The sequence below is a fragment of the Ochrobactrum sp. RH2CCR150 genome, from assembly GCA_014138095.1.
Taxonomy (GTDB): Bacteria; Pseudomonadota; Alphaproteobacteria; order Rhizobiales; family Rhizobiaceae; genus Brucella; species Brucella gambitense.
The window spans coordinates 331,605-344,893 of record JACGXE010000003.1 but is presented as its reverse complement, the minus strand read 5'-3'; the positions used below and the strand labels follow the sequence as shown (position 1 = coordinate 344,893).

The following is a 13,289-nucleotide window of genomic DNA, read 5'->3' as shown; positions in this document are numbered from 1 at the left end:
AGCAAAACCGGACGACTATACAATCGAACCGGAATTGCTCCTGCGCGCTTACGCCACCGGGGTTTTCCCGATGGCCGAAGAGGCGGATGATCCAGAGGTCTTCTGGGTACGCCCTGAAAAACGCGGCGTCATACCGCTTGATGGATTTCACATCCCCCGCAGCCTGCAAAAGACCATCCGGCAGGGCATTTTCGATATCAGGCTCGACAGCGATTTCAATGGCGTCATCGACGGATGCGCCAGTGGCGCAGGTGAACGTGCGCGCACATGGATCAACGGTCCAATCCGCGAGGCCTATGGCAAATTGTTTGAAATCGGACATTGCCACACGGTCGAGGCATGGCACGAGGGCAAGCTTGTCGGCGGTCTTTACGGCGTAACGCTCGGCAGGGCATTTTTCGGCGAGAGCATGTTCACGCGCAAACGCGATGCTTCAAAAGTCTGTCTCGCTTTTCTGGTGCAACATCTCGTCAAGCAAGGCTTTCTGCTGCTCGATACCCAGTTCACCACGCCGCACCTTGAGCGCTTCGGCGCAATGGAAGTTCCCCGCAAAAAATACGAAAAAATTCTCGAGCGAGCCCTCGAGAGCATTGCCCGTTTCTAACTTAGCCGGAAAATGTCTGGATTAGTTCTGCTGTACTGCCGGTGCAGGAACGTCGGACTTCTGCTTGCAATCCTTCAGCCACACGTCGTAGATCGGATGCTCGACGGCATTGAGGCCCGGGCTGTCGGCAAACATCCAGCCGGTGAAGATGCGGCGAATTTTGCGATCCAGCGTGATTTCCTCAACCTCGACAAAACTGTCGGTGCGCGGCGCTTCGTTCTCGGTGCGGGAATAGCAAACCTTCGGCGTCACCTGAAGCGCGCCGAACTGAACCGTCTCGTTGATATAGACGTCAAAAGTCGTGATGCGGCCTGTGATCTTGTCCAGTCCCGAAAACTCCGCGACCGGATTGGAAACACGTTCTGCCTGAGCAGCGTGCAAGCTGCCTACCGCCGCAAAAAGCGAAATCAGGGCCACATGTGCAGCCTTCTTGATTTTGTCTCTTCCGTTGCCAGCCGTGCCGGGGGAATGCTTCGTCAAAACGGAAACCCGCATCAAAGATTGATCAAATAAACTGGAATCGTTCCTAGGCTCGAAATGTGACGATTCGTTGCCCTGCTGCAAGTTGCAATGGCCGGAACAGACCTTCGCCACCCCTCTATCCCGACCTTTTAAGTGAAAAAGGCTGTAATGGGACAGGAAATAAGAAAATCCGGCGTGAAAATCACGCCGGATCTTGAACTTTTTCAATCTCAGTTGCCCGGTGTCCAGGCGTCGTATTCGCCCGTTACACGCGGACGCTCGGCTTGTTCCGTACCCGGAAGGGCAATCGAGCCCTTCGGACGATAAGCAAGCGGCGAACCGGTCAGGTTCTGCAAATGCGGCTTCTGCCAGTCGCGCGGCTTGTAGTCTTCCTTGCTCGGCGGCGTATCGACGCGATGATGCATCCAGCCATGCCAGCCTGGAGGAATTGCACTTGCCTCGGCATAGCCATTGAAAATGACCCAGCGACGCGTGCGACCCTCGGAGTCCTTGCCACCCTGATAGTAGATGTTGCCGAACTCGTCTTCACCGACGCGCTCGCCTTTGCGCCATGTGTGCAAACGCGTACCGAGCGTCTGACCATTCCACCAGGTGAAGACTTGCGTAAGAAATTTCATCATGGCCTTTTCCAGATCCATCATCATCGCGGACAGACGAAACTGTCGCTTTGTCCTTGCTTATGGCCCTATCGCCCGGTCAAGGCAAGGGTCAAGTTGCCGCTGTCACAAGAGTATGAAGAGGCTAAAACACGTCAGCTTTCGGCGGTTCGATTGAGCAAGACTCGCTTCACATGCTCCAGCCGTCGAGCGACTTTTCCATCACGAGAACCGGTTCCCTGCAATTCGGATCACCCCAGTCCTCGTTACGCCCGACCGTGGCATAGCCCTTGCGTTCGTAGAACTTCACCGCCTTGGCATTCTTCTCGATAACTTCAAGCTTGATTGCGCGCACATCGGGGAAAGCCATTTCGATTTCCGCGAGCAGCATCGTACCCACACCCTGAACCTGCACGTCTGGGCGCACATAGAGCTGGTGCAGCGATGCCTTGCCTTCCTCGGACTGGCTGGCGAAGGCCATACCATCGATACCGCCCTCGCCGTTATCAGCGACGATGAATTCCGAATATGGCTTGCGCAGATTGGCTTTCAGCGCGGCAATGCTATGCCACTGGCCGGTGACGGCGTTGACCATCTCCCGGCCCAGAATGTCGTCGAAAGTCGCGTGCCAGGTCGATACGAGCAGTTCGTGAACCGCCTTCAGATCAGCCTCGGTGGCGCTTCGAACCCACATTACTCTTCAATCCCGAGCTTGGCCTTGACCAGATCGTTCACGGCCTGCGGGTTGGCCTTGCCGCCCGTGGCCCTCATGACCTGACCGACGAACCAGCCAGCCAGCGTCGGCTTGGCCTTGGCCTGTTCGACCTTTTCCGGATTGGCGGCGATGATGTCATCGACAGCCTTTTCAATCGCACCGGTATCGGTGACCTGCTTCATGCCGCGTTCTTCAACGAGCGTCTTCGGGTTTCCGCCTTCGTTCCAGACGATTTCGAACAGATCCTTGGCGATCTTGCCGGAAATCGTGCCGTCCTTGATGAGATCGATGACCGCGCCAAGCTGTTCAGGGCTGACCGGCGAATCCTCGATGCTCTTGCCCGCCTTGTTGAGCGCGCCGAGCAGATCATTGATGACCCAGTTGGCCGCAGCCTTGCCATCGCGGCCAGCAGCGACAGATTCGTAATAGTCGGCGATCGCCTTTTCCGTGACCAGGATAGAGGCGTCGTAGATCGAAATGCCCTGCTTTTCGACCAGACGCTGCTTCTTCTCATCCGGCAGTTCCGGTAGGTCAGCAGCCAATGCATCCACAAATGCCTGATCGAATTCGAGCGGCAGCAGATCAGGATCCGGGAAATAGCGGTAATCATGCGCTTCTTCCTTGGAGCGCATCGAACGCGTTTCGCCCTTCACAGGATCGAACAGGCGCGTTTCCTGATCGATGGAACCGCCATCTTCCAGAATGGCAATCTGGCGGCGTGCTTCATATTCGATGGACTGACCGACGAAGCGGATCGAATTGACGTTCTTGATTTCGCAACGCGTGCCGAATTCGCCACCCGGACGACGCACGGAAACATTGACGTCGGCACGCATGGAACCTTCGTCCATATTGCCGTCGCAGGTGCCGAGATAGCGGACAATCGTGCGCAGCTTTGTCAGATAGGCGCGCGCCTCATCCGACGAGCGCAGATCCGGCTTGGAGACGATTTCCATCAGCGCCACGCCAGAACGGTTCAGGTCGACATAGGACATGGTCGGATGCTGATCATGCATCGACTTGCCCGCGTCCTGTTCCAGATGCAGACGCTCGATGCCGATCTCCACATCTTCGAACTGGCCCTTATTGTCGGGGCCGACCGAAATCATGATCTTGCCCTCGCCGACAATCGGCTGCTTGAACTGCGAAATCTGATAGCCCTGCGGCAGATCGGGATAGAAGTAGTTCTTGCGATCAAAGACCGACTTCAGATTGATCTGGGCATTGAGGCCAATGCCTGTGCGGACAGCCTGCTTGACGCATTCCAGATTGATGACCGGCAGCATGCCCGGCATGGCGGCATCCACCAGAGACACATTGGCGTTCGGATCGGCGCCGAACGAAGTGGAAGCGCCCGAGAACAGCTTCGACTCGGACGTGACCTGCGCATGGACTTCCATGCCGATGACAACTTCCCAGTCGCCAGTGGCGCCGGAGATGAAGCGTTTCGGTTCCGGTATGCGCGTATCAATAAGGGACATGCTGGCTCGCAAATATTCTGATTGAGCTAAAAACGGATTGATTACTGGCTAGAGCAAAGCCCCCATGGATGCAAGCTTTTCAGCCGTTTATCCGTGGGTTGAAACGGAAAAGGCCGCGCAATGCGCGGCCAGTTCCAAATTCGTCAGACAAGAGAAGATTAAGCCTCTTCGGACTTGTCTTCGTCGGCCTTCTTCTTCGGAGCGGCCTTCTTCTTCGGCGCAGCCTTCTTTGCAGGCTTTGCTTCCAAACCGTCTTCGTCTTCAGCCGTCAGCTCTTCCTTCGAGACCTTCTTGTCGGTCACGTTGATGTTGGCGAGCAGATGGTCAACGACCTTTTCTTCGAAGATCGGAGCGCGAAGGTTAGCAACGGCATCCGGCGTCTTGCGCAGGAAGTCGTAGATTTCCTTTTCCTGGCCCGGATAACGGCGAACCTGATCGTAAACAGCGCGCTGCAGTTCTTCTTCAGAAACTTCAACGCCAGCCTTCTCACCGATTTCGGAGAGAACGAGGCCGAGACGCACGCGGCGTTCTGCGAGCTTGCGATATTCTTCGCGAGCAGCTTCTTCCGTGGTTTCTTCGTCTTCGAAGGTACGGCCAGCCTGCTGCAGGTCGAAATTGATCTGCTGCCAGATGTTGTTGAATTCAGCGTCAACCAGCTTCTGCGGGGTTTCGAACTGATAATCGCCATCCAGAGCGTCGAGAATCTGACGCTTTACCTTCTGACGGGTGATCTGGCCGTACTGGCTTTCGATCTGTTCGCGAACAACCTGACGCAGACGCTCAAGCGACTCAATGCCGAGCTTTGTAGCGGTTTCGTCGTTGAGTTCCAGTTCGTTCGGCTTGGCAACTTCCTTGACCTTGATGTCGAAGGTAGCTTCCTTGCCTGCAAGGTGCGCTGCGCCATATTCGGCCGGGAAGGTCACATTGATGACCTTTTCGTCGCCAGCCTTGACGCCAACGAGCTGCTCTTCAAAGCCCGGAATGAACTGGCCCGAACCGAGAACGAGCTGTGCGTCGTTGTCTGCACCGCCGTCGAACGGCTCGCCGTCGAGCTTGCCGAGATAGTCGATCGTGACGCGATCTTCGTTTTCGGCCTTGCCCTTCTTTGTTTCGAAGGTGCGGGTCGAGGAAGCGATGCGCTTGACCTGCTCGTCAACTTCTTCTTCCGAGATTTCGACGACTTCACGGGTCACGGCGATCTTGGAGAAATCCTTGACGTCGATAGCCGGCAGAACTTCGTAGTTCAGCGAGAAAACGAAATCGGCCTTGCCGTCGAGAACCTTTTCGGCCTCTTTTTCGTCTTCCGACATGATGACTTCAGGCTGGGTAGCCGACTTTTCGTTACGGTCTGCGAGAACCGAACGCGACGAATCGCTCAGGATTTCATTGACAATCTCGGCCATGAACGAACGGCCATACATCTTGCGCAGGTGACCGGCAGGCACCTTGCCCGGACGGAAACCATTGATCTTGGCGCGGCCGCGCGCGGTATCGAGCCGCTCAGCGAGCTTGGCTTCGAGATCTCCGGCCGGAACCACGACTTTAATCTCGCGCTTCAGCCCTTCATTGAGCGTTTCGGTAACCTGCATGTTCAAACCTTCACTTCTTGTCATTATCCCGCCGTTTCCGGCACCTTGCTCTAGACGCTGGGCCTCTAGACGCGGGAGAGAAATTCTTTGGCCTTATAGGCAGTTGGTGCGGATAGAGGGACTCGAACCCCCACGGTCTCCCGCCAGAACCTAAATCTGGTGCGTCTACCAATTTCGCCATATCCGCTTCTGAACCGAAGCGCATTCTTTAGAACGCACCAAATTCGTCTCAGATCTTGAACTGCCCTCGAAAGCGCGCGTCTCTATATCATCCAATTTTCCCGGTTCAAAGGAAAAAAGCCGCCTTCCCGGTATAGATTTTCCGGTTTGGCACGACGAAACACTTCCGGCACTCTGCCCCTCTATATAGCGATCATTCCGCACATGCCAAGCCTGAGAAAAACTTCAGCTTGATGCGGCAGTATGAGATTGCCGAAACCGTCGGAAAACCGGATCAATAGAGCGGTTCTTCATAGAGTTGCCGCCCCTCGTCCCGCAAAGCCTTGATGACTGCGGTGCCACTATCATCAACAGCAACGACAACAGAAATCCGGCTTTCACGTTGCCCGATTTCGATATCGCGCCCCTGCCCTTCAGGAACATAATAGCGTTCAATGCCGAAATTGAGGCGGATGGTCTGATCCGGATCGTCTGTGACCCGATAGGTGGACTGGCCGCGAATCTGCACCTCATCCGGCGCGAGGTCGGTGAACGGGCTGAGCGCCGCTCGCGAGAAATGCCACAGCTTTTCCGCATCCGGCTTCACGGCGACATAGACGGTTCGCGCCTCGCCCGAAGGTTTGCCCTGCAGGTCCTTGCCCATGACACTGGAAATCCCGTAGCCGAGGATGACGTAATCGCCGCGCATCAGATCGCGCGGATCGACAGGCTCGGTCTGCAATACGATTTCATGGCCCGAGCGCAATATGGATGCGCGCTGCTCTATACCCGCATAAAGAATGCCGCTTTGCAGCAAAGCGGAAACGGCAGCACCTATATAAAGCCACTTCCTGCTCATGACTGGCTCCCCACTTCGCGTTTTTTACCGAACCGTCGTTCCATCCGGCGAACGAAGGCCGCCAGAAGCAGCACAAGAACACCTGCCGTCAGGAAGAAGCCGGACGTGCCGATCATCGTGCCCACGGTCGTGAATGCCAGATAAAGCACCTGAAATGAAAACGCCGCATAGGCAATGGAGCGCAATCCGCCATTGTCGCGACCGCACAATGCGATAGCGCCAATCGATAGGCCGAGGATCAGCATACTATAAAGCACGTCCTGATCGAGGGAGGCAGAGCCGCCCGAAGACGAGAACATATGATTGAGTTGCAGAATGCCGAGCGATAGCAGTGCCAGCATCAGACCATAGGAAGCCAGCGGCTGCGCGAAGCGTGTGAGGCGTTCCATCGTGTCATGCGCAAAAGCGTCCGCCAGCATGAACGCGATGCCGACTGCGATCATCAGGCACAGGACCACATCGCTTTCATTCTTGGCATAAACCAGCAGGGCCCAGCCAATCGCGAACAATGCCCAGAGATGAGCTGCATGACGCGAACGCGTGAAGAGCGCAGCACCGACGCCAACCAGCAGCAACAGCGGACCAATCCAGTGATAGGCCAGATCGGCGTTGTCCGCCGATGTGCCGTCGAACACGAATGTCGAAAGATAGAAACACGCAACACCCGCGCCAAAAGCAGCCAGAACCGGCGCGCGCAGCAGGAAGGCTGATGCAAGCACACCGAGGGTCCAGTAGACGGCGGCTGAATGAACATCGCCGGACACGTGATACATCTGCCCAACAAGCGCGATGCCCGCACCGAACGATGCAGCACCGACAACATAAAGAGCGGACGAGAACACTTTGTCGCCCTTTGCCTGTCGCCATGCACCGCCAAGATAGCCAATCCAGATGAGTGCAAGCACGAGCCCGATCCGCATCAGGCGCGGCATATCCTGCCAATTGGCGGCAACCAGCATGATGATGGCGGCCCCCAGAAGCAGGCCGCCAAGCGTGGCGAGCACTGCACCGAGGCTGAAACCCGTGGCTCGTTTTTCAAGATCCGCATTCAGGCGCGAAGCGGTAACCGCATCGATCAGCCCTTCCTGCTGCCAGCGCTCAATCAGGCGCTCCACTGAGATTGAAAAAGACAAAATGACTCCCGGGTCAACGAACTGAGATGACGGTCACAACCGCAACCGGTTGAGAACATATAAGAAACTTCGCAACCAGCAAACCATGCGATCAAATCGCATTGCGGCAATTTTGTGCCGGAACAGTCCAATCGATTTAAACCGTCTTGCAGCATCCGCAGAGCAGCTATGCAAAGTCGGCTCTGCAACTTGCAAAAACAATAGCTTATATCATGGGCAACAAAAGAGATGAATTGAACCCAAGCGATACCATCGCACACTGAAGGATTAAGACCATGAACCTGTTTCGCTCTTACAACAACTGGCGCCGTTACCGTGAAACCGTCAGCGAACTGAACCAGCTTTCGACTCGCGAACTGAATGATCTCGGCATCTCCCGCGCCGACATTCCTTACGTCGCTCGTCAGAGCAAGGCTCGCTAAGCATCAAGCTGAAGACCGAGAAGCTGTTCGCGACGATTGCATTACGCTGAACGCCTTTCGATGAAAATTTCAGATTGAAGTTTCGAGTTGTGAATACCACCAGGACTGGATCCTCCTCCCACCAGCCCTGGCTTGTCGCCAAGCCATCCTCCTCCCAGGCTTAGCGACAACGAGACCGGTTTCCTCCCAATCCGGTCTTTCCATATGGCATCCGTCGCACCTCCTCCCGCGACGGATGCCATTTGTTTTTGGGGGCCTTGCTGCCCCATTGATGGCCGCCCACAAAGGCGATATGGGAAAGGCCATGACAAATACATCCGATCTCACCCCCATTCACGTCGTTGGCGGCGGTCTCGCTGGCTCTGAAGCCGCCTGGCAGATTGCGCAGGCAGGCATTCCTGTCGTGCTGCATGAAATGCGCCCCGTGCGCGGCACCGATGCGCACAAGACCGAGCAGCTGGCAGAACTCGTCTGCTCCAATTCGTTCCGCTCCGACGATGCCGAAACCAACGCAGTTGGTGTCCTCCACGCCGAAATGCGCCTTGCGGGTTCACTCATAATGGCCTGCGCCGACGCGCATCAGGTTCCGGCCGGCGGCGCGCTTGCCGTGGACCGCGAGGGATTTGCGCAAGCCGTCACCAAAAAGCTCGAAGCTCATCCGCTGATCACCATCCAGCGTGAGGAAATTACTGGCCTGCCGCCAGCAGAATGGGGCACGACAATCGTTGCCACCGGTCCGCTGACGGCGCCGTCGCTAGCCGAAGCCATTGCTGCGGAAACGGATGCCGATGCGCTCGCCTTCTTCGACGCGATTGCACCCATCGTGCATTTCGATTCGATCAATATGGACGTCTGCTGGTTCCAGTCGCGCTATGACAAGGTCGGTCCGGGCGGCACCGGCAAGGACTACATCAACTGCCCGATGGACAAGGAGCAGTATGAGGCGTTCGTGGCGGCGCTTGTCGAAGGCGACAAGACGGAATTCAAGGAATGGGAAGGCACGCCCTATTTCGACGGCTGCCTGCCGATCGAAGTCATGGCGGAACGCGGGCCTGAAACGCTGCGCCACGGCCCGATGAAGCCGATGGGTCTGACCAATGCGCATAACCCGACAGTGAAAGCCTATGCAGTCGTGCAACTGCGTCAGGACAATGCGCTTGGCACGCTCTACAACATGGTCGGTTTCCAGACGAAGCTGAAATACGGCTCGCAGACGGGCATCTTCAAGATGATTCCCGGACTGGAAAATGCCGAATTCGCCCGGCTCGGCGGTTTGCACCGCAACACTTACCTCAATTCGCCTGTGCTGCTCGATAGCGTATTGCGCCTGAAGTCGCGTCCGACGCTGCGCTTTGCCGGTCAGGTGACTGGCTGCGAGGGCTATGTCGAATCGTCGGCCATCGGCCTTCTTGCCGGTCGGTTCACCGCCGCTGAGCAACTGGGCAATGCTGCTGTGCCTCCGCCGCCGACAACTGCCTTTGGCGCTTTGCTCGGCCACATTACCGGTGGCCACATCGTCGCTGACGATGCCGAACCCGGCAAACGCTCGTTCCAGCCGATGAATGTCAATTTCGGTCTGTTTCCGCCGGTCGAGGTTCCGAAGGAAGAAGGCAAGCGTCTGCGCGGCAAGGAAAAGACCATCGCGAAAAAACGTGCGCTTTCCGCCCGCGCTCTTGCAGATTTCCGCCAATGGCTGGAACAACTGGCCTGACGGTCAGAAATTGGCGCGAAACATCAGCCACTGCTTGCGGATAGCCGAGATATCGGCTGTCCGTTCTGCCGCCTTGCCGCCAAGGCGTTCAATCGCTTTCAGATAAGCGGGCACGATGGCCATCGGCAAAAAGGCCAGTGCAAGGCTTTTTGGCAATGTCGCCTTCGCCTTATCGAAAATCGCCAGATGTTCACGCGCCAGCGCGAGCATGACGCTGACCACGCGCTCGCAGGCCGACGGATCGTCGCTGCCTAAAAATGCCTCCCGCGTCACACCAACCGAAGCCAGCATATCAGCCGGAACATAAAGCTGGCTGCGACGGCGATGGGTCGGCAGAAGACGCAGCAGGCCGGTTATTGCCTGCGCAACGCCTGCATGACCGGCGGTTTCGCTATGCGCCTGCGCGGCATCCTGATCCAGTATGAAACCGGCTAACTGAATGATTGCCGATGCGGTCTCACCGCAATAACCCTCGAGATCGTTACGGCTCGGCATCGGATCGTCATAAAGATCGAAAATGCGTGCTTCGCAATAATTGTCGAAAGCAGTGCGCGGAAGCTCATATTTGTTGATCGTTTCGACCAAAGCAGCGGCAACCGGATGCGCCTCGGCGCTGCCCCTCGCCTCACCATTGATCAGATCGCGCCACCATTGCAGACGCACTTCGCCCGGCAACGGCTCGTGAACGAGATCGCGAATGCGCGCCACTTCCGCATTGAAGGCATAAAGTGCGGCCAGACCGCCGCGTTTATCCTCCGGCGCATAGAGCACCGACAGGTAACGGTCCCGATCAGCCTCACGAAGAAGGGCCAGGCAATGTGCCTCATTCTGGTTCATGATCGTTATTCTACTGCAATAAGCGCCGCTGCTACCGCGCGATCTTCCGCGAGGAGCACATTATAGGTCCGCACGGCAGCACCTGTGCTCATCGGATCGGACGAAATGCGGTGTTCCCGCAATACGGCGCGCACATCCTCCGGAATACGCCGAAGATCCATACCGGTTCCAACCAGCAGAATCTCGATATCTGAAGCCTGCTCCAGAATAAGCTCCAGATCGGCGCGCGACAGCACGGGCGGCGTTGCAGGCTTCCAGCCGTGAATGCCGGACGGCAGACACAGGATCGAACCGCGATGCGACATTTCGGCAAAGCGAAAACCGCCATCGCCGTAAGCATCAATCGGAGCGCGCCCCGGAAAATGCGCCTCGCGTATTTCTATTCCCTTGGCCATTCTCAGCTTTCCAGATTCAGCGACTGCGCCAGTTCGTCGCCCATTTCCTCATCCTGCTCGGGACCACGCGGTTTCAGTCCGAACTGAACCAGCAGCGGTGCGGCGATGAAGATCGACGAATAGCTCGCCACGATAATGCCCACACTCAGCGCCAGTGCAAACATGCGGATATCGGCGCCGCCGAAGGCGTAAAGCGGAATATGCGCAAGGAACGTGACAAATGATGTCAGCAAGGTACGGGACAAGGTCTGGTTGATCGAGGCATCGATGATCGCAGGCAGCGGCGCGCTGCTGTAGCGGCGCAGATTCTCGCGAACGCGGTCATAGATCACCACTGTGTCGTTCAGCGAATAGCCGATGATCGTCAGGATTGCCGCAACGCTCCAGAGATTGAATTCCATGCGGAAGACGATGAACATGCCCGCAAGAATAACCACGTCATGCAATGTCGAAAGCACCGCGCCAAGCGCCAGCTGCCAGCGGAACCGCACCCAGACATAGATGAAAATGCCGATCAGCGACAGGACAACGGCCAGAATTCCGGCGCGTGACAGCTGTTCGGAAACGGTTGGGCCGACCACCTCGACGCGCTGGAACGAATAATCCTGTTCGAACTCGCCACGCAGTTTCACGGCGACCGTTTGTTCGGCATCGTCGCCCACTTCCTGACTGCCGATGATCACAAGCGCCGAACGCGGCGATTTGGCAGGCAGAACACGGGCGCTGTCGATATTCAATTCGGAGAGACGGTCCTGAATGTCTTCAAGATTGGCGTCACCGCTGCGTGCCTGAAGCTCGACCATCGAACCGCCACGGAAGTCGATGCCGTAATTGAATCCGATATTCACAAACAGTGCCACCACGATCGCACAGGCCAGTACCGAAATGCCAAGCGTGATGAATTGCAGGCGCATGAACGGAATATGCGTCACCGTTGGCACAAGCTTGAGGCGACGCTTCGGCACTTCCTTCGGCTTCGCCGTCCGCACCCATTGCGCGATGAGCAGACGCGTGAAGGTGAGCGTGGTGAACAGCGTCGTGCCGATACCGACCGCAACGGTCAGGGCAAAGCCATGCACCGTGCCGGAGCCGAGCAGGAAGAGAACCAGTGCGGCAATCAATGTCGTGAGATTGGCGTCAACGATGGTCGACAGAGCGCGGTAGAAACCGGATTCCATCGCCTGCACGACGGAATAACCCTTACGGCGATCTTCGCGCACGCGTTCGTAAATCAGAATATTCGCGTCAACAGCCATGCCGATGATCAGCACAAGACCTGCAACGCTCGCAAGACTGATCGAAGCGCCGATCAGCGACATGACCGCAGTCAGGATGATGATGTTGACCACAAGCGCCACCATCGCGATGACGCCGAGAATGCCGTAGGACAGCACCATGAACAGGCCGACGAGAAGTGCGGCCAGAAGTGCAGCCGTCACAGCGGCACTCGCATAATCCTCGCCAAGCGCCGATGCGATGGTGCGCTCTTCAAGCACGGTTACGGCTTGCGGCAGTGTGCCGGAGCGCAGAACAACGGCCATGTTGTTGGCAGCCTGCAAATCGAAGGCGCCGGAAATCTGTAATTCGTCAGTGTCGAGCGGTTCGCTGATGACCGGCGCAGACACGACCTGATTATCGACCACGATGGCAAAGCTCTTGCCCGTCGCATTGGCGGTCAAGGCAGCCAGACCTTTGCGGCCTGCATCGTCGAGAGTCAGGGTGATAACCGGCTCATTATCATCGGAAGAAAGCGTGGCCTTCGCGTCGGTGATATTGGCGCCGGTGAGAACTGGTTGTTTTTTGACGAGATAGCCGACTGGCGGATCGTCATAGGAATAGACGATTTCGCTATCCGCTGGCGGCGTGCCGCGAATGGCATCGTCCGGCGAAACGGAATCGTCCACAGCGTGGAACGAAAGATCGCCGCGAATACTCAGAATGTCTTTCAGAAGCTGCGCGTCGTAAAGGCCCGGTACTTCAACGCGAATCTGGTTGCGCGCTTCGGTTTCCACAACGGGATGACCGTAACCCAGCTCTTCCAGACGCTGCCGCATGATTTCGGCAGAGCGTTCCACATCATTCTTGCCCGCATTTTGAACTTGCAGAACAAGCCGGGAGCCGCCGGAAAGATCAAGGCCGAGTGCGACCTGTTTCTTCGGCAGGAAACCGGGCAGATTTGCCAGCGTTTCACGCGAGAAAAAATTTGGGGAAGCGATGACGAAGCTGACGAGTACTGCCAACCAGATCAGGGCCGATTTCCAGCGTGAAAAATAGAGCATAGAGCAGCAATTCCGTTTCAGCTTGG

13 protein-coding genes and 1 tRNA gene are annotated in these 13,289 nt (G+C 56.8%); 3 read left to right on the top strand and 11 right to left on the bottom strand.

Annotation, left to right across the window (positions count from 1 at the left end; translation table 11 throughout):
• Positions 1-34: 34 nt before the first annotated feature.
• Positions 35-604: a leucyl/phenylalanyl-tRNA--protein transferase gene (gene aat, locus FHW03_RS09205; protein ID WP_182520482.1), complete on the top strand. Its 570-nt coding sequence runs from the start codon at positions 35-37 to the stop codon at positions 602-604.
• Positions 605-625: 21 nt separating this feature from the next.
• On the opposite strand, the gene FHW03_RS09200 is transcribed toward aat, so the two are convergent.
• The 8 genes from FHW03_RS09200 to FHW03_RS09165 all read right to left on the bottom strand — a co-directional run bounded on the left by FHW03_RS09200 (position 626) and on the right by FHW03_RS09165 (position 7,619).
• A complete protein-coding gene (locus FHW03_RS09200) occupies positions 626-1,099 on the bottom strand; it encodes a DUF2155 domain-containing protein (protein WP_182520345.1) in 474 nt (157 codons plus the stop codon).
• Between the two features lie 197 nt (positions 1,100-1,296).
• On the bottom strand, positions 1,297-1,707 hold the full coding sequence (locus FHW03_RS09195) for an NADH:ubiquinone oxidoreductase subunit NDUFA12 (protein ID WP_182520344.1): 411 nt from the start codon (positions 1,705-1,707) through the stop codon (positions 1,297-1,299).
• Between the two features lie 166 nt (positions 1,708-1,873).
• Positions 1,874-2,377 carry a GNAT family N-acetyltransferase gene (locus FHW03_RS09190; RefSeq protein ID WP_182520343.1) on the bottom strand — a complete coding sequence of 168 codons (504 nt, stop codon included), beginning with the start codon at positions 2,375-2,377 and terminating at the stop codon, positions 1,874-1,876.
• The gene (gene gatB, locus FHW03_RS09185; RefSeq protein WP_182520342.1) at positions 2,377-3,879 is read right to left on the bottom strand and encodes an Asp-tRNA(Asn)/Glu-tRNA(Gln) amidotransferase subunit GatB; all 1,503 of its coding nucleotides are present in this window, start codon (positions 3,877-3,879) and stop codon (positions 2,377-2,379) included. The genes FHW03_RS09190 and gatB overlap by 1 nt, the downstream gene beginning before the upstream one ends.
• Before the next feature lie 158 nt (positions 3,880-4,037).
• Complete coding sequence (gene tig, locus FHW03_RS09180; protein WP_280992126.1) at positions 4,038-5,468, bottom strand: trigger factor; 1,431 nt, start codon at positions 5,466-5,468, stop codon at positions 4,038-4,040.
• Between the two features lie 104 nt (positions 5,469-5,572).
• Positions 5,573-5,655 (bottom strand) — tRNA-Leu (locus FHW03_RS09175).
• A 267-nt stretch (positions 5,656-5,922) separates the two neighbouring features.
• Positions 5,923-6,486, bottom strand: coding sequence for a GDYXXLXY domain-containing protein (locus tag FHW03_RS09170; protein ID WP_182520340.1), 564 nt, complete (start codon positions 6,484-6,486; stop codon positions 5,923-5,925).
• Positions 6,483-7,619 carry a DUF2157 domain-containing protein gene (locus tag FHW03_RS09165; protein ID WP_182520339.1) on the bottom strand — a complete coding sequence of 379 codons (1,137 nt, stop codon included), beginning with the start codon at positions 7,617-7,619 and terminating at the stop codon, positions 6,483-6,485. Before FHW03_RS09165 ends, FHW03_RS09170 begins: the two co-directional genes overlap by 4 nt.
• Before the next feature lie 275 nt (positions 7,620-7,894).
• Here FHW03_RS09165 and FHW03_RS09160 point away from each other — a divergent pair, with 275 nt between their 5' ends.
• Complete coding sequence (locus tag FHW03_RS09160) at positions 7,895-8,041, top strand: DUF1127 domain-containing protein (RefSeq protein WP_078338506.1); 147 nt, start codon at positions 7,895-7,897, stop codon at positions 8,039-8,041.
• Positions 8,042-8,345: 304 nt separating this feature from the next.
• A complete protein-coding gene (trmFO, locus tag FHW03_RS09155; protein WP_182520338.1) occupies positions 8,346-9,752 on the top strand; it encodes a methylenetetrahydrofolate--tRNA-(uracil(54)-C(5))-methyltransferase (FADH(2)-oxidizing) TrmFO in 1,407 nt (468 codons plus the stop codon).
• 3 nt (positions 9,753-9,755) lie between these two features.
• Here the strand turns inward: trmFO and FHW03_RS09150 are convergent, their stop codons facing one another.
• The 3 genes from FHW03_RS09150 to secDF are packed head-to-tail and all read right to left on the bottom strand — an operon-like array spanning position 9,756 to position 13,263.
• Positions 9,756-10,589: a phytoene/squalene synthase family protein gene (locus tag FHW03_RS09150; RefSeq protein ID WP_182520337.1), complete on the bottom strand. Its 834-nt coding sequence runs from the start codon at positions 10,587-10,589 to the stop codon at positions 9,756-9,758.
• A 5-nt stretch (positions 10,590-10,594) separates the two neighbouring features.
• Entirely contained in the window at positions 10,595-10,984 is a 390-nt protein-coding gene (locus FHW03_RS09145) for an Mth938-like domain-containing protein (RefSeq protein WP_151589570.1), read from the bottom strand.
• A gap of 2 nt (positions 10,985-10,986) precedes the next feature.
• Positions 10,987-13,263 carry a protein translocase subunit SecDF gene (gene secDF, locus FHW03_RS09140; protein ID WP_182520336.1) on the bottom strand — a complete coding sequence of 759 codons (2,277 nt, stop codon included), beginning with the start codon at positions 13,261-13,263 and terminating at the stop codon, positions 10,987-10,989.
• Positions 13,264-13,289 lie beyond the last annotated feature (26 nt).

Excerpts from the sequence above, each read along its gene's own strand:
- FHW03_RS09200 (WP_182520345.1), bottom strand. The coding sequence starts at position 1,099 with ATGCGGGTTTCCGTTTTGACGAAGCATTCCCCCGGCACGGCTGGCAAC.
- FHW03_RS09170 (WP_182520340.1), bottom strand. The coding sequence starts at position 6,486 with ATGAGCAGGAAGTGGCTTTATATAGGTGCTGCCGTTTCCGCTTTGCTG.
- trmFO (WP_182520338.1), top strand. The coding sequence starts at position 8,346 with ATGACAAATACATCCGATCTCACCCCCATTCACGTCGTTGGCGGCGGT.
- FHW03_RS09145 (WP_151589570.1), bottom strand. The coding sequence starts at position 10,984 with ATGGCCAAGGGAATAGAAATACGCGAGGCGCATTTTCCGGGGCGCGCT.
- gatB (WP_182520342.1), bottom strand. The coding sequence starts at position 3,879 with ATGTCCCTTATTGATACGCGCATACCGGAACCGAAACGCTTCATCTCC.
- secDF (WP_182520336.1), bottom strand. The coding sequence starts at position 13,263 with ATGCTCTATTTTTCACGCTGGAAATCGGCCCTGATCTGGTTGGCAGTA.
- FHW03_RS09150 (WP_182520337.1), bottom strand. The coding sequence starts at position 10,589 with ATGAACCAGAATGAGGCACATTGCCTGGCCCTTCTTCGTGAGGCTGAT.
- FHW03_RS09195 (WP_182520344.1), bottom strand. The coding sequence starts at position 1,707 with ATGATGAAATTTCTTACGCAAGTCTTCACCTGGTGGAATGGTCAGACG.
- FHW03_RS09160 (WP_078338506.1), top strand. The coding sequence starts at position 7,895 with ATGAACCTGTTTCGCTCTTACAACAACTGGCGCCGTTACCGTGAAACC.
- tig (WP_280992126.1), bottom strand. The coding sequence starts at position 5,468 with ATGCAGGTTACCGAAACGCTCAATGAAGGGCTGAAGCGCGAGATTAAA.
- FHW03_RS09190 (WP_182520343.1), bottom strand. The coding sequence starts at position 2,377 with ATGTGGGTTCGAAGCGCCACCGAGGCTGATCTGAAGGCGGTTCACGAA.